The organism is Kaistia geumhonensis, assembly GCF_030815145.1.
Taxonomy (GTDB): Bacteria; Pseudomonadota; Alphaproteobacteria; order Rhizobiales; family Kaistiaceae; genus Kaistia; species Kaistia geumhonensis.
This window is the reverse complement of record NZ_JAUSWJ010000001.1, coordinates 1,144,215-1,158,722: the sequence shown is the minus strand read 5'-3', so window position 1 is coordinate 1,158,722 and position 14,508 is coordinate 1,144,215. Positions and strand designations below refer to the sequence as shown.

At 67.8% G+C, this 14,508-nt stretch carries 12 protein-coding genes and 1 pseudogene; 7 read left to right on the top strand and 6 right to left on the bottom strand.

Features of this window, described 5'->3' with window-relative positions; genetic code table 11:
- The first annotated feature begins 13 nt into the window (after window positions 1-13).
- The 4 genes from QO015_RS05470 to QO015_RS05455 all read left to right on the top strand — a co-directional run bounded on the left by QO015_RS05470 (window position 14) and on the right by QO015_RS05455 (window position 4,442).
- Window positions 14-1,417, top strand: a complete 1,404-nt coding sequence (locus QO015_RS05470) for an MATE family efflux transporter (protein WP_266280981.1) — start codon at window positions 14-16, stop codon at window positions 1,415-1,417.
- A gap of 62 nt (window positions 1,418-1,479) precedes the next feature.
- Window positions 1,480-1,992: a CreA family protein gene (locus QO015_RS05465; protein WP_266280984.1), complete on the top strand. Its 513-nt coding sequence runs from the start codon at window positions 1,480-1,482 to the stop codon at window positions 1,990-1,992.
- A gap of 118 nt (window positions 1,993-2,110) precedes the next feature.
- The gene (gatB, locus tag QO015_RS05460) at window positions 2,111-3,592 is read left to right on the top strand and encodes an Asp-tRNA(Asn)/Glu-tRNA(Gln) amidotransferase subunit GatB (protein ID WP_266280985.1); all 1,482 of its coding nucleotides are present in this window, start codon (window positions 2,111-2,113) and stop codon (window positions 3,590-3,592) included.
- Window positions 3,593-3,728: 136 nt separating this feature from the next.
- Window positions 3,729-4,442 carry a glutathione S-transferase N-terminal domain-containing protein gene (locus tag QO015_RS05455; RefSeq protein WP_266280986.1) on the top strand — a complete coding sequence of 238 codons (714 nt, stop codon included), beginning with the start codon at window positions 3,729-3,731 and terminating at the stop codon, window positions 4,440-4,442.
- A gap of 64 nt (window positions 4,443-4,506) precedes the next feature.
- On the opposite strand, the gene QO015_RS05450 is transcribed toward QO015_RS05455, so the two are convergent.
- Window positions 4,507-5,478 carry an endonuclease/exonuclease/phosphatase family protein gene (locus tag QO015_RS05450; RefSeq protein WP_266280987.1) on the bottom strand — a complete coding sequence of 324 codons (972 nt, stop codon included), beginning with the start codon at window positions 5,476-5,478 and terminating at the stop codon, window positions 4,507-4,509.
- A 151-nt stretch (window positions 5,479-5,629) separates the two neighbouring features.
- On the opposite strand from QO015_RS05450, the gene QO015_RS05445 reads away from it, so the two are divergent.
- From QO015_RS05445 to QO015_RS05435, 3 genes are all read left to right on the top strand, one after another.
- Window positions 5,630-6,403: a FadR/GntR family transcriptional regulator gene (locus QO015_RS05445; RefSeq protein WP_266280989.1), complete on the top strand. Its 774-nt coding sequence runs from the start codon at window positions 5,630-5,632 to the stop codon at window positions 6,401-6,403.
- A 100-nt stretch (window positions 6,404-6,503) separates the two neighbouring features.
- Window positions 6,504-7,505 carry an AraD1 family protein gene (gene araD1, locus QO015_RS05440; protein WP_266280990.1) on the top strand — a complete coding sequence of 334 codons (1,002 nt, stop codon included), beginning with the start codon at window positions 6,504-6,506 and terminating at the stop codon, window positions 7,503-7,505.
- 104 nt (window positions 7,506-7,609) lie between these two features.
- Entirely contained in the window at window positions 7,610-9,046 is a 1,437-nt protein-coding gene (locus QO015_RS05435; protein ID WP_266280991.1) for an aldehyde dehydrogenase family protein, read from the top strand.
- 98 nt (window positions 9,047-9,144) lie between these two features.
- Here the strand turns inward: QO015_RS05435 and QO015_RS05430 are convergent, their stop codons facing one another.
- The 5 genes and pseudogenes from QO015_RS05430 to QO015_RS05410 form a co-directional block, all read right to left on the bottom strand.
- A complete protein-coding gene (locus QO015_RS05430) occupies window positions 9,145-10,569 on the bottom strand; it encodes a peptidoglycan DD-metalloendopeptidase family protein (protein WP_266280992.1) in 1,425 nt (474 codons plus the stop codon).
- A gap of 136 nt (window positions 10,570-10,705) precedes the next feature.
- Window positions 10,706-11,350 carry a protein-L-isoaspartate(D-aspartate) O-methyltransferase gene (locus tag QO015_RS05425; protein WP_266280993.1) on the bottom strand — a complete coding sequence of 215 codons (645 nt, stop codon included), beginning with the start codon at window positions 11,348-11,350 and terminating at the stop codon, window positions 10,706-10,708.
- A 130-nt stretch (window positions 11,351-11,480) separates the two neighbouring features.
- Window positions 11,481-12,245: a 5'/3'-nucleotidase SurE gene (surE, locus tag QO015_RS05420; protein ID WP_266280995.1), complete on the bottom strand. Its 765-nt coding sequence runs from the start codon at window positions 12,243-12,245 to the stop codon at window positions 11,481-11,483.
- Window positions 12,246-12,257: 12 nt separating this feature from the next.
- Window positions 12,258-13,538: a serine--tRNA ligase gene (gene serS, locus QO015_RS05415; protein WP_266280997.1), complete on the bottom strand. Its 1,281-nt coding sequence runs from the start codon at window positions 13,536-13,538 to the stop codon at window positions 12,258-12,260.
- A 317-nt stretch (window positions 13,539-13,855) separates the two neighbouring features.
- A pseudogene (locus QO015_RS05410) lies at window positions 13,856-14,437 on the bottom strand (DJ-1/PfpI family protein); the annotation flags it as partial.
- Between the last annotated feature and the right edge of the window lie 71 nt (window positions 14,438-14,508).

Here is a 14,508-nt window from a genome sequence, read left to right as displayed (position 1 = left end):
GCCCGAGATTGCCATGACCGCCCCGACCGCCACATTCGCGCGGCAAAACCTTCTACGCCCCTGGATCGACGAGGCCCGCGCGACGATCGCACTGGCCCTGCCGCTCATCCTCACAAATCTCGCGCAGACGGTGATCAACGTCACCGATATCGTCTTTATCGGCTGGCTCGGCTCGCGCGAACTCGCCGCCGGTGCGCTGGGGACGAACCTCTATTTCGCCATGCTGATCTTCGGCATCGGCATGATCTCGGCCGTCTCGCCGATGATCGCCAGAAAGCGCGGCGAGAAGCGGCATTCCGTCCGCGCCGTGCGCGACATTGTCCGCCAGGGTTTCTGGATGGCGCTGGCCATCACCGTTCCGTTCTGGCTGCTGCTCTGGAACGCCGAGCCGATCCTGCTCGCCATCGGCCAGGAGCCGGATCTCGCCCGCGAGGCCAGCCACTACATGCGCGGCCTGCAATGGGCCATGCTGCCGATGCTGCTCTATCTCGTCCTGCGCTCCTTCGTGGTCGCGCTGGAGCGGCCGGCCTGGTCGCTGGTGATCGGCGTCGCCGGCCTGCTCGTCAATGCGCTCGCTGTCTGGGCGTTGGTGTTCGGCGAGTTGGGGTTGCCGCGGCTCGGCATTCTCGGCGCCGGGATCGGCTCGACCATCTCGGCGCTGACCATGTTCGCCGGCATGGCCGTCGTCTGCGTCGTCCATCCGCGCTTCCGCCGCTACCGCATCTTCGGCCATTTCTGGCGCTTCGATTTCGCCAAGTTCCGCAGCCTCGTCGCGCTCGGGCTGCCGATCGGCGTCGCCGTCGCGCTCGAGGCGACCGTGTTCAATGCCGCCGTCTTCGTCATGGGGCTGATCGGGGCCGACTCGGTCGCGGCGCATGCGATCGCCATCCAGTTCGCGGCGGTCTGCTTCATGGTGCCGCTCGGCTTCTCGCAGGCGGCGACCGTCCGCGTCGGCTATGCCTTCGGCGCCGGCAACCGCGAGGCGATCACGCGCGCCGGCTGGACCCCCTTCGCGCTCGGCACCGCCTTCATGTGCTGCACCGCGCTGCTGATCTTCTCCGTCCCCGAGGTGCTCGCGGGCATCTTCATCGACCGCCACGACCCGGCGAATGCCGGCGTGATGGCGCTCGCGGTCTCGTTCCTCGGCATCGCCGCGCTGTTCCAGGTATTCGACGGAGCGCAGGTGATGGCCGCCGGCATGCTGCGCGGGCTGCACGACGCGCGCGTTCCGATGATCTATGCGGCGGTCGGCTACTGGTGCATCGGGCTCGGCATCGGCCTCTCGCTTGCGTTCGGCTTCGGTTTCGCCGGCCTCGGCATCTGGATCGGCCTCCTGTCGGGCCTGGCGGCGACCTCGGTCATGCTGGTCGGCCGCTGGATGCGGCGCGACCGTCTGCTGCGCGGCCTTCCGGCGTAAAAGCACTCCCGCCGGCCGGCGGCGTGCCTATATAGCCGTCGGTCTCAACAGGGGAGATGCCCATGCGCCGCCCGCTCGCCGCCATCTGCGCCGCCGCCGTCCTCGCCGCCTTCGGGGCGGTTCCGGCGCTCGCCGATGGACCGGACCTCATCTTCAAGGAATCGACGACCTTCAAGTGGGTCACCCCCAACGACAAGATCGCCGTCTACGGCGTCGACGATCCCGAGGTCGAGGGTGTCGCCTGCCACTTCGCGGCGCCTGAGCGCGGCGGCGTCTCGGGCATGCTCGGCCTCGCCGAGGAGACCTCGGACATCTCTCTCGCCTGCCGGCAGGTCGGCCCGATCAGCTTCAAGGAGAAGATCGGCCAGGGCGACGAGATGTTCCGCCAGCGCCGTTCCTTCTGGTTCAAGAAGATGCAGATCGTGCGTGGCTGCGACTCCAAACGCAACGTGCTGGTCTATCTCGTCTATTCCGACAAGCTGGTCGACGGCAGCCCCAAGAACTCGATCTCCAGCGTCCCGATCATGCCGTGGGGCACCGCGCCGGCGCCGCGCTGCGGCGACTTCGTGGACTGATTCCGGCAGGAGGCTCGCGGCGGAAGACGCGGTCCGGGGAGCGCCCGGCCGCGCTTCCCTTGCGGACTGCCGCGAGATTCACTAACCCAACCGGGAGACGATCCGAAGGACCATGCCGATGAACGCCCATGCCCGCCCTGCCGACCCGAAGAAGCTGATCGCCGGCGCGACCGGGGATTGGGAGGTGGTGATTGGCATGGAGGTGCATGCGCAGGTCCTGTCGAACGCGAAGCTGTTCTCCGGCTCCTCGACCGAATTCGGCGGCGCGCCGAATTCGCATGTCAGCCTCGTCGACGCGGCGATGCCGGGCATGCTGCCGGTGATCAACAGGGAGTGCGTGGCGCAGGCGGTGCGCACCGGCCTCGGGCTGAAGGCGGCCATCAACCACCGCTCGGTATTCGACCGGAAGAACTACTTCTATCCCGACCTGCCGCAGGGCTATCAGATCTCGCAGTACAAGCAGCCGATCGTCGGCGAGGGCGAGATCACGATCGACCTCGAGAGCGGCGAGACGATCACGATCGGCATCGAGCGGCTGCATCTCGAGCAGGATGCCGGCAAGTCGCTGCACGACCAGCACCCGACCATGAGCTTCGTCGACCTGAACCGTTCGGGCGTCGCGTTGATGGAGATCGTCTCCAAGCCCGACCTGCGCTCGTCGGAGGAGGCGAAGGCCTATCTCGCGAAGCTGCGCACCATCATGCGCTATCTCGGCACCTGCGACGGCAACATGGACGAGGGCTCGATGCGCGCCGACGTCAATGTCTCCGTCCGCCGCCCCGGCGAGCCCCTCGGCACGCGCTGCGAGATCAAGAACGTCAATTCCATCCGCTTCGTCGGCCAGGCGGTCGAATACGAGGCGCGGCGCCAGATCGCGATCATCGAGGATGGCGGCACGATCGACCAGGAAACGCGGCTCTACGACGCCAACAAAGGCGAGACCCGCTCCATGCGCTCCAAGGAAGAGGCGCATGACTATCGCTACTTCCCCGATCCCGATCTTCTGCCGCTCGTTCTCGACGAATCCTGGGTGCAGGAGATCGCCGCCTCGCTGCCCGAGCTCCCCGACGCGCTGAAGGCGCGCTTCGTCAAGGATTATGGCCTCTCGGCCTATGACGCTGGCGTGCTGGTGCTCGAGAAGGACGTCGCCGAGTTCTACGAGGCGGTCGCGAAGGGGCGCGATCCCAAGATCGCCGCCAACTGGGTGACGCAGGAACTCGCCGCTCGGCTCAACCGCGACGGGCTCGACATCACGTCGAGCCCCGTCTCGGCGGCCCAGATCGGCGCGATCATCGACCTGATCGCCGACGGCACCATTTCCGGCAAGATCGCCAAGGACCTGTTCGAGATCGTCTGGAGCGAGGGCGGCGATCCGAAGGCGATCGTCGAGGCGCGCGGGCTGAAGCAGGTGACCGATACCGGCGCCATCGAGAAGGTGGTCGACGACATCATCGCCGCCAATCCCGAAAAGGTGGAGCAGGTCAAGGTCAAGCCGACGCTCGCCGGCTGGTTCGTCGGCCAGATCATGAAGGCCTCGGGCGGCAAGGCCAACCCGCAGGCGGTCAACGAAATCTTGAAGCGGAAGCTTGGCCTCGAGTGAGCCGCGGCCGCCGCCCGGCCTTGCGGGCCGGCGGCGATTGCGGGATGCTGATGTTACCGTCCGTTACCGTCGGCCCCTGGCCGGCACCATCCCCTGCCGGCACGCTGCCGGCATCAATTCCGCGAGCGAGGCAATCATGGCGGCAGAGCAGGTGAAGCCGATCGAACTCCATTTCTGGCCGACCCCGAACGGCAAGAAGATCTCGATCATGCTCGAGGAACTCGGCGTTCCCTACGAGATCAAGTTCGTCAATATCGGCAAGGGCGACCAGTTCAAGCCGGAATTCCTCAAGATCGCGCCGAACAACCGCATGCCGGCGATCATCGATCCCGAGGGGCCGGGCAACGCGCCGATCTCGGTGTTCGAGTCGGGCGCCATCCTGCTCTATCTCGGGCGCAAGTTCGGGAAGTTCTATCCGCAGGACGACGAGCGCGCGCGCGTCGCGGTCGAGGAATGGCTGATGTGGCAGATGGGCGGCTTCGGCCCGATGCTCGGCCAGCGCAACCATTTCTCGGTCTATGCGCCGGAACGCATCCCCTATGCGACCAAGCGCTATCAGGACGAGACGCACCGTCTCTATGGCGTTCTCGACCGTCGCCTCGCCGGCAACGAATATGTCGGCGGCGCCGCCTATTCGATCGCCGACATGGCGATCTTCGGCTGGGCGGCTGGCTGGGAGACGCAGCAGTTCGACACGACCGAATTCAAGCATGTGAAGCGCTGGATCGATCTCCTGAACGCGCGTCCGGCCGTGCAGCGCGGCATGGCGATCAAGGCGCCCGTCGATCCGGTCAATCTTGCCGACGACAAGGAAGCGCAGAAGATCCTGTTCGGCCAGCGCGCCCGCTGAGCCTTCCGCACGAAGAGATGACGGCGCGTCGCGGGACGCGCCGTTTTTTCTTGCCGGGTTTTTTTCAGAAGCGGACTTTGGCGAAGGTCGCGCGGTGGTCCGAGGGCCAGGGCGTGACGACGATGTCGGCCTCCGGCGTCTTCTCGCCGAGAATGCCGGCGGAGACGACTTCGAGCCCCTTCGCCTTTGCCAGCGCGAAATCGATGCGGTCGTGATGGTCGTCCTTGTCGGTCGGGCTCGTCGTCGGGGTCCAGGTGAGGCCCGGCTTCGCCACCGGATCCGGATAGACGGCCCGGAATGTGTCCACGAAACCGCGCGCCTCGATCGCCTTCTCAGACGGATAGGGAACCGCGAGCGGCTGCAGGCCGGCCTGCACGGTCGCGTCCACCCAGTCGTGATGCGAAGGCTCGTTGAAGTCGCCGAAGACGAAGGCGACGTCGGCTGGGCCGGCGGCGTCCATGTCGGCGAAGAGCAGCGCGAGTCCGGGACCGCGGGTCGCCTCTGCCGCCTTGACCAGCTCGTCGGCGGTCTTCAGGACCGGATAGGGGCCATAGTCGATGCCGAGCGCCTGGTAAGGCTGGTAGGGTGCATCCGTGAGATGGATGTTGAAGACGTCGACGCTGCGGCCGTCGATCGTAAGGCGGGCGCCGGTGCGGTTCGGCGTCAGCGGCCCGATCGGGACGCGGGCGAGGATGGCATTCGCCCACAGCGCCGGGCTCTCGGCGCCCTGGTCGACGAACTGGTAGCCGAGCGCGGCGGCGATCCTGGCGGCGACGCTCTCGCCGGCGGGCGGGCAGCTCTCGGCGGTGCAGGGCACCGATTCGGCGCGGCTTTCCTGGATGCCGACGATGTCCGGGTTCACGGCCCGAATGGCGGCGACGGTCTCCTCTATCCCCTTGCCGTCATTGGCGCCGCCGCCGCGGATGTTGAAGGAGAGAACCGTGAGTTCCGTGGCGGAGGCTCCGCTTCCGGCGGCGAGCAGGACGACGAGAGCGGCACCCATCGTGCGGGCGCGAAAATCGAACAATCCGGTCATGAAGGTGTTTCCCCGAGGCTGTTGCCCAATGGCGGCGGGGAGCCTGCGATCACAGCGATGTCGGGCCGATGACGGCGGCGCGGTTGAGTTTTCGACCCGGCAAACATACTATGAATGCGGCGCAGAGGCGCGACCAGGGAGGGGTGTGGCCATGCGCGGCGTCCAGGATACGAGCCGAGCGCTCGCGACGACAGGCCGCGAGCGGACCGGCAGCCTGTCCGACATGGTCGCGAGCACGCTCGGGCGCCGGATAGTCACCGGCCAGTATCAGCCGGGCGACACGCTGCCGACCGAGCCCAAGGTGCAGGAGGAGTTCAAGGTCTCGCGAACGGCCGTGCGCGAGGCGATCCGCCTGCTCTCCGCCAAGGGGCTGACCGTGTCGCGGCCGAAGATCGGCACCCGCGTGCGACCGCGCTCCGACTGGAACATGCTCGACCCCGACGTGCTGCACTGGCAGATCGACCCCTTCCCGAGCGACGAGTTCATTCATTCCCTGTTTGAGATGCGCGAGATCATCGAGCCGGCCGCGGCGGCGCGGGCCGCCGAGCGGGCGACGGCCGAGGAGATCGAGGCGCTCGCCAAGGCCCTCGACGGCATCCGCAGCCGCGACCGCGGCAGCGCCGACCAGATCAAGGCCGATCTCGCCTTCCACATGATCGTGCTGGAGGCTTCGCACAATCCGCTGCTGCGCTCGGCCGGCGGCATGATCGAATCCGGCCTCGTCATCTCGTTCTCGCTCGGCTGGCGCACCGTCATGGGCGATGACGCCGTCCTTCAGCACCGTGACGTCTACGAGGCAATCCGCGAGCGCAATGCCGACGGCGCCTTTCTCGCGATGCGGCGGCTCTTGCGCAACGCCAAGGGCAATGTGTTCGATTCCATATGGGTGGGCCGCCGCGGCGAGGCGGAAACTGAAATCGGCTGATGGCTCGTGCCATCGGCAGCCGGCTCCGGCCGGATCAATCCTGTGATCAATGCCGGCGCAAGCATGCCGCCGGCGCATGAAAGGCGAGAAGGAGGAAGCGATGCGACTGATTCAGATCCTGACGGAAGGCGGCGAGCGCGCCGTGGTGGCGACGACCGGCCCGGCCGGCGCCGAGAGCTCGGCGATCGTTCCCGGCCATCGCACTGTCTATGATCTCGCGCGCGCGGCGATCGCGGCGCGCAGCAGCATCGAGGCGGTGGTCGAGGCGGCCGGCAAGGGCGAGAGCGTCGATCGAGCGGCGCTTTTGGCGTCCGGCCGTGTGCTGGCGCCGATCGATCATCCCGATCCGGCCCATCTGCTCATCACCGGCACGGGCCTCACCCATCTCGGCTCGGCCTCGGCCCGCGACGCGATGCACAAGACGGTCGCCGCCGCCGAGGAGACGCTGACCGATTCGATGAAGATGTTCCGCATGGGCATCGAGGGCGGCAAGCCGGCCGCCGGCAAGGTCGGCGTGCAGCCGGAATGGTTCTACAAGGGCGACGGCGCGCTGCTCGTCGGTCCGGGCCAGCCGCTGACGGCGCCGTCCTTCGCGCAGGACGGCGGCGAGGAGCCGGAGGTCGCCGGCATCTACATCATCGCCGACGACGGCCGCCCGTTCCGCATCGGCTTCGCGCTCGCCAACGAGTTTTCGGACCATGTGATGGAGCGGGTGAACTATCTCTACCTCGCCCATTCCAAGCTGCGTCCCTGCTCGGTCGGCCCGGAGCTTCTCGTCGGTGCGCTGCCGGACGACGTCCGCGGCCGCTCGCGCATCCTGCGCGACGACAAGGTGATCTTCGACGAGCCCTTCCTGTCTGGCGAGGCGAACATGTCGCACACGCTCGCCAATCTGGAGCATCACCACTTCAAGTATGACTTCTTCCGCCGTCCGGGCCAGGTGCATGTGCACACCTATGGCACGGCGACGCTCTCGGTCGCCTTCGGCATCCGCACCGAGCCGGGTGACGTCTTCGAGATCGAGTCGGAGGCGTTCGGGCTGCCGCTCAGGAATGCGCTCGCCTATGCTCCGGAAGAGAGCGTGACGGTGACGGCGCTCTGAGCGCCCGCCAACCTGCACCACAAGGGCCGGTCCTGCCGGCCGAGCGCCGCTCCGACCCTCGGGGCGGCGTACCCTTTACAAGCCAAGGTAGTCGAGGATTTCCGATGACCGAACTTCACAAGAACTATATCGGCGGCGAATGGGTGGGCGGCGATGCGCGGCCCAACATCAACCCGTCCAACACCAATGAGGTGGTCGGCACCTTCGCGCAGGGCACCGCCGAGGACGCCCGCGCCGCCATCGACGCCGCGCAGGCCGCGTTCAAGACCTGGTCCCAGTCGGGCATCCAGCAGCGCCACGACATCCTGAAGGCGACCGGCGACGAGATCCTCGCCCGCAAGGAGGAGATCGGCCGCCTGCTGTCGCGCGAGGAAGGCAAGACGCTTCCCGAGGGCATTGGCGAGACCATCCGTGCCGCGCAGATCTTCCACTTCTTCGCCGGCGAGACGCTGCGCCTCGCGGGCGAGGTGCTGCCCTCCGTCCGTCCGGGCATCGACGTCCAGATCACCCGCGAGCCGATCGGAGTCGTCGGCCTGATCACGCCCTGGAACTTCCCGATCGCCATTCCGGCCTGGAAGATCGCGCCGGCGCTCGCCTATGGCAACACGGTCGTCATCAAGCCGGCCGACCTCGTGCCGGGCTGCACCTGGACCATCGTCGACATCCTGGTCCGCAACGGCCTGCCGAAGGGCGTGCTCAACCTCGTCATGGGCCGCGGCTCGGTCGTCGGCCAGGCGATCCTCGAATCGCCGAAGGTCAACGCGCTGTCCTTCACCGGTTCGGTCGGAACCGGCAAGAAGGTCGCCGAGGCCTCGATCGCGGTGATGCGCAAGTTCCAGCTCGAGATGGGCGGCAAGAACCCGACCGTCGTTCTCGACGACGCCGATCTCAAGACCGCGGTCGAGACCACCGTCAACAGCGCCTTCTTCTCGACCGGCCAGCGCTGCACGGCCTCCTCTCGCCTCATCGTCACCGAGAAGATCCACGACGCCTATGTCGAGGCGATGGTGAAGCGCATGAAGGATCTCGTCGTCGACGACGCGATCAAGCAGGGCACCAATATCGGCCCGGTCGTCGACCAGAGCCAGCTCGACCAGGACGAGAACTACATCAAGATCGCCAAGGAAGAGGGCGGCGAGCTCGCCTTCGGCGGCCGTCGCATCGAGCGCGACAATCCGGGCTTCTTCCTCGAGCCGGCGCTGTTCACCGGCACTACGCCGGAGATGCGCATCAACAAGGAAGAGGTATTCGGCCCGGTCGCCAGCGTCATCAAGGTCAAGGACTATGAGGAGGCGCTCGCCGTCGCCAACGACACCGCCTTCGGCCTCTCGGCCGGCATCGTGACGACCAGCCTCAAGCATGCCTCGCATTTCCGCCGCAACGCGGAGGCCGGCATGGTCATGGTCAACCTGCCGACCGCCGGCGTCGATTATCACGTGCCGTTCGGCGGCCGGAAGGGCTCCAGCTACGGCCCGCGCGAGCAGGGCAAGTACGCCGCCGAGTTCTTCACGACCGTGAAGACCGCCTACACGCAGCCCTGAGCGACAGAGGGGCGCCTCCGGGCGCCCCCGACCTCTGCCGAAACGAAAAAAGCCCGGGCCATGGCCCGGGCATTGTCTTTGGGGGAATGGGCCGGCGGTCAGCCCTGCAGGTAATCCAGCGGGTTGACCGGCTTCGAGCCCTTGCGCAGCTCGAAGTGCAGCTGCGGCGCGCTCACATTGCCGGAGGTGCCGGCGCGCGAGATGATCTGGCCGCGCCGCACCGTGTCGCCGCGCTGCACGAGGATCGCGCTGTTGTGGGCATAGGCCGAGACCCAGCCGTCGGCGTGGCGGATCAGCACGAGCTGGCCGTAGCCCTGCAGCTCGTTGCCGGCATAGATGACGGTTCCGGCCTCGACAGCCTTGATCGAGGTGCCTTCCGGCACCGCGAGATTGATGCCGTCATTGCGCTCGCCGGTCGGGCCGGAGCCGAAGGAGCCGATGATGCGGCCGCGCACCGGCCAGCGGAAGGACGTGCCGTTGGCGGAGGGCGCGTCGGCGACGGCGGCCGTCTCGGTATTGCCCGAGGCCGGCGCATAGGCGGTCGGCTGCGGCTTGGCGGCTGCGGCGGCCATTTCCTTGGCGGCATCGGCAACCGCGGCCTTGTCGGCCGGAGCGGGTGAGATCGAGGCGGTGGTCTCGGGCGCATCGGCGCCCGGCGCGGCCTGCGCGACCGGCTTGGCGGCGTCGCCTTCCTCGCCCTTCGGCGTCTCGGGCTTGCGGACCGGCTCCGGACGCATCGCGACGGTGCTGGTCGGGCTGTGGCCCGGGATCTTGATCTGCTGTCCGCTCCTCAGCGCATCGTTGGCGCCGAGATGATTCAGCGCCGCGATCTCCTTCGGACTCACATTGTAGAGCCGGGCGATCTGATCGACGGTCTGGCCGGGCGTGACGGTGTGGAGGCCGGAGAGCGAGGTCGACGGATCGGTCGTCGCCACCTTCTTCTCGTCGGCGACCGCGACTGCGGGCTTTGCCGCGCCGCCGGCGACGCCATAGGTCGGGATGGTGATGCGCGTGCCGATGCCGACCGCCGAGGGGTCGGCGATGTTGTTGACGCGGGCGAGTTCCTTGACCGGGACGCCATAGCGCCGGGAGACCGAGGACAGGGTCTCGCCGGGGCCGAGCGTGACGACGGTGCCGCTCGCCGCGTTCCAGCCGGGCTTGCCGGTCGCGGCCGGCGTGGCGGCGGCCGTCTGCACGGGCTCGATCGGGCGGTTCAGCGGCTGCGGCTGCGCGGCGGTGGCGACCGGGGCGGGGGCGACGCCGGGCAGCAGCGCGTCCTGACGGGACGAGCCGGCCATCTGCGTGCTCTGCACGGGCTGCGACGACACGTCGGCGACCGGCGCCGGCATGGGCTGGTCGTCGCCGCCGATGATGGCTTTCTGGTTGGCCGTGCTTCCGGTGAAGGCCGGGATCCCGAACCGGGTCGAGTCACCGCTGCACGCCGCCGTCAGGCCGGCGAGAAGAGAGATGGCCGCAACCTGGACGAAGAACCGCGAACGGGCAGGGGAAACGCTTTTACGCATCGGTGGCAACTCGCGACGCAACGGACAATCGGTATCGGCGAGTAAAGCCCGGTAACGTTGACAAAGGCTTAAGCGGACCGGAAACGCTGCGAAAAAGCCTCGGAATCGCCGTGGGATGGGCGGTGCCGTCTCCCTTTCAGAGCCGGATCGCCTTGCCCTGGATCAGCGGTACGAAGCGCACCTCGCAGATGTCCGAGCGCTGGAAGTTGCGCTCGACGCGCTGGAACCGAGTCAGCATCTGCGTCCCGTCGGCGGGGCCGATCGGCATGATCATGACGCCGTTCGGCGCCAGCTGGTCGATGAGGTAGCGTGGCGGCTCGGGGGCCGAGGCCATGGTCACGATGCGGTCGAAAGGCGCCCGCTCCGACCAGCCATGCATGCCGTCGCCATGCACCGCGGTGATGCTGTCGCTGCGGATCGCGGCGAAGCGCGCCCGCGCCGCCTCGGCCAGCGTGCGGAAGCGTTCTATGGTGTAGACATGCCGGCTCATCATCGAGAGCACGGCGGCGAGATAGCCGGAACCTGTGCCCACATCGAGGATGCGCTCGCGCCCGGTCAGCGCCAGCGCCCGCAGCATCACGGCGATCAGGATCGGCGGCGTGTTGGTCTGCCCGCAGGCGATCGGCTGCGGCCGCTCGGCGAAGAGCGGGCCATGCCGTCCCTCGCCATCGAGGAACAGCGCGCGCGGCACGGATTCCATGGCGGCGAGGATCTGCCGGTCCATGATGCCCATCTGCCGCAATGTCAGCAGGAATTCCGCGATCGGCACGAACGGGGTCATATCGACCTCCGGCCGCGGATCGAACCTCACTGCTCCGAGTGCCATACGCTACACGCCCTCGTTCTCGCAGTGACGAGTGATGCAACGCGGGTGGTAAACGCGGCCTTAGTGCCCGAGCGGTTTTGTGACCTCAGTGTCCGGCGAAGAGCGCGCCGAGCTTCGCGAGCTCGTCATGGGCGGTCAGGTCGAGCCGGAGCGGCGTCACCGAGATCGCGGAATGCGCGATGGCGTGGACGTCGGTCCCCTCGCGATGCGCCTCGGCGCCGCGCTGGTACTTCAGCCAGAAATAGGGCTGGCCGCGCCCGTCCTCGCGCTCCTCGATGGTGAGGCCATGGCCGACCGTGCCCTGCACCGTGACGCGCACGCCTTCCACCGCGTCCGGCAGGCAGGAGGGGAAGTTGACGTTGTAGAGGACGCCGCGCGGCGGCGTTTCGCGCACGAGCCGGTCGAGGATGGCCGGCGCATGGCGCTCGGCTGTCTCGAAGGGGATCGTCCGCTTGCCGTCGACCGAGATCGAGGCCTGGCTGAGCGCGATCGAGGGAATGCCGAGCAGCGTCCCCTCGATGGCACCGGCCACCGTGCCCGAATAGGTCACGTCGTCGGCGGCGTTCTGGCCGGCATTGACGCCGGAGAGCACGAGGTCCGGCAGCCCGCCGAGGATGCGCCGCACCGCCATGATGACGCAATCGGTCGGCGTGCCGCGCAGCGCATAGGTCCTATCGTCGACCTCGCGCAGCCGAAGCGGCTCGGAGAGCGTCAGCGAATGGGCGAGGCCGGACTGGTCGGTCTCCGGCGCCACCGTCCAGACATCGTCGGAGAGCTGATGCGCGATCCGCTGGAGCACGGCGAGGCCCGGCGCGTGGATGCCGTCGTCATTGGTCAGCAGGATGCGCATCGCGGTCTCCGTTCAGGCGTCGAGCTTTTCGAGTCCGCCCATATAGGGGCGCAGCGCCGGCGGAATCGTTACGCTGCCATCCTCGTTCTGGAAGGTCTCCATCACCGCGATCAGGCAGCGGCCGACCGCCGTGCCGGAGCCGTTCAGCGTGTGCACGAAGCGCGTGCCCTTGGCGTCGCCCGCGGGACGGAAGCGCGCATTCATGCGCCGCGCCTGGAAATCGCCGCAGACCGAGACGGACGAGATCTCGCGATAGGCCTTCTGGCCCGGCAGCCAGACCTCGATGTCGTAGGTCTTCTGCGCGCCGAAGCCCATGTCGCCAGTGCAGAGCGTCACCACGCGGTAATGCAGGTCGAGCTTCTGCAGCACGGCCTCGGCGCAGCCGAGCATGCGCTCATGCTCGGCGATCGAGGTCTCCGGCGTGGTGATCGAGACGAGCTCGACCTTGTCGAACTGGTGCTGGCGCAGCATGCCGCGCGTATCGCGTCCGGCCGAACCCGCCTCCGAGCGGAAGCAGGGCGTCAACGCCGTGAAGCGCAGCGGCAGCTCCTTCTCCTCGAGGATCGCCTCGCGAACCATATTGGTCAGCGGCACCTCGGCGGTCGGGATCAGCCAGTGCTGATCGCCGGCCTTGAAGAGGTCCTCGGCGAATTTCGGCAGCTGCGCGGTACCGTAGAGCGCGTCGTCCCTGACCAGCAGCGGCGGCTGCACTTCGGTGTAGCCATGCTCGGCCGTGTGCGTATCGAGCATGAACTGGCCGAGCGCGCGCTCGAGCCGGGCGAGGCCGGCCTTGAGGATCACGAAGCGGCTGCCTGAGAGCTTCGCCGCCGTCTCGAAGTCCATCAGCTTCTCGGCGACGCCGATCTCGAAATGCTCCTTCGGCTCGAAGCCGTAGAGCCGCTTTTGGCCGGACATCGATTTCTCGACATTGTCCTTCTCGTCGCGGCCGTTCGGCACGTCGTCGAGCGGGACGTTGGGCAGCACGGCGAGCGCATCGGCGAGCGCCTTGTCGAGCCGGCGCTCGTCTTCCTCGGCATGGGCGAGGAAGTCCTTGATGCCCGCGACTTCGGCCATCAGCGTCGCCGCCGTCGCCTCGTCCTTGGCGGCCTTCGCCTTGCCGATCTCCTTCGATGCCGAATTGCGCCGTTCCTGCGCCGACTGCACCTTCTGGATATGCGCGCGGCGCTCCTCGTCGATGCCGAGGATGATCTCGGCGGCCGGCGGGGCACCGCGGCGCGTCAGCGCGCGGTCGAGGGCTGCGGGATTGTCGCGGATCCACTTGATGTCGAGCATGGGAACGGTCTCGGCTGCTGCCGGCGGCGCCACGCCGCGGCGCCACACCGATAGAGCCGATGCGCCGAGGGATCAACCCGCCGGGCCATTTCCTCGAGGCGCGGGGCGGACGGTCACGCACATGGCGTCATGCCCGGGTCCACCGCGGGCATGACGACCGCCTCGATGCCGGAGGGAGCCCGCTATGCCGGTTCCAGCTTCTTCGTGCGGCGGGCGCGCGGGGCCGGCTTCGCGTCGTCCGCTGCCTCGGTCTTCGGGACGCGCTTGGCCTTGGCGGCGGGCTTGTCGGCCTTGGTGCCGGGCGTGGCGGCGGGGCCGTGGATGATCTCGGTGCCGAGGATCTTCAGGCATTCGCGCATGAAGGCCGCGAGCCCGGTCCAGCCCTTGGCCGAGACCATGACGCCGTCGACATAGGCCTCGGTCGGTCCGACATCGATATACGTGCCGCCGGCGAGGCGCACTTCCGGCTCGCAGGCGCCGAGCGCCGCGACCTTCTTGCCCGTCACCACGCCGTCGACCGCGACCAGGATCTGCACGCCGTGGCAGATGGTGAAGATCGGCTTCTGCGCCTCGTGGAAGTGGCGGACGATCGCCTGCACGCGCTTGTCGGTGCGGATGTACTCCGGTCCGCGGCCGCCGGCGCAGTAGACGGCGTCGTAGTCGGCCGGATCGACCTTCGAGAAGGTCTTGTTGATCGTGAAGTTGTGGCCGAGCTTCTCGGTGTAGGTCTGGTCGCCCTCGAAATCATGCAGCGAGGTGCGCAGCGTGTCGCCGGTCTTCTTGTCCGGGCAGACGACGTGGACGGTATGGCCGACCGCCTCCATCCCCTGCTGGAAGACGAAGATCTCGTATTCCTCGGTAAAATCGCCAACCAGCATCAGGATCTTCTTGCCGGGCATAGCGCTTCCTCCTTCCCGTGTTGACGCTCCGCCGCCTGTCGCGGTCTTCGGCGTTTTCGGGATGATGCGCA

Bases quoted from the DNA above. Each gene is read 5' to 3' on its own strand.
- QO015_RS05470 (WP_266280981.1), top strand. From the start codon at position 14: ATGACCGCCCCGACCGCCACATTCGCGCGGCAAAACCTTCTACGCCCC.
- QO015_RS05465 (WP_266280984.1), top strand. From the start codon at position 1,480: ATGCGCCGCCCGCTCGCCGCCATCTGCGCCGCCGCCGTCCTCGCCGCC.
- gatB (WP_266280985.1), top strand. From the start codon at position 2,111: ATGAACGCCCATGCCCGCCCTGCCGACCCGAAGAAGCTGATCGCCGGC.
- QO015_RS05455 (WP_266280986.1), top strand. From the start codon at position 3,729: ATGGCGGCAGAGCAGGTGAAGCCGATCGAACTCCATTTCTGGCCGACC.
- QO015_RS05450 (WP_266280987.1), bottom strand. From the start codon at position 5,478: ATGACCGGATTGTTCGATTTTCGCGCCCGCACGATGGGTGCCGCTCTC.
- QO015_RS05445 (WP_266280989.1), top strand. From the start codon at position 5,630: ATGCGCGGCGTCCAGGATACGAGCCGAGCGCTCGCGACGACAGGCCGC.
- araD1 (WP_266280990.1), top strand. From the start codon at position 6,504: ATGCGACTGATTCAGATCCTGACGGAAGGCGGCGAGCGCGCCGTGGTG.
- QO015_RS05435 (WP_266280991.1), top strand. From the start codon at position 7,610: ATGACCGAACTTCACAAGAACTATATCGGCGGCGAATGGGTGGGCGGC.
- QO015_RS05430 (WP_266280992.1), bottom strand. From the start codon at position 10,569: ATGCGTAAAAGCGTTTCCCCTGCCCGTTCGCGGTTCTTCGTCCAGGTT.
- QO015_RS05425 (WP_266280993.1), bottom strand. From the start codon at position 11,350: ATGACCCCGTTCGTGCCGATCGCGGAATTCCTGCTGACATTGCGGCAG.
- surE (WP_266280995.1), bottom strand. From the start codon at position 12,245: ATGCGCATCCTGCTGACCAATGACGACGGCATCCACGCGCCGGGCCTC.
- serS (WP_266280997.1), bottom strand. From the start codon at position 13,538: ATGCTCGACATCAAGTGGATCCGCGACAATCCCGCAGCCCTCGACCGC.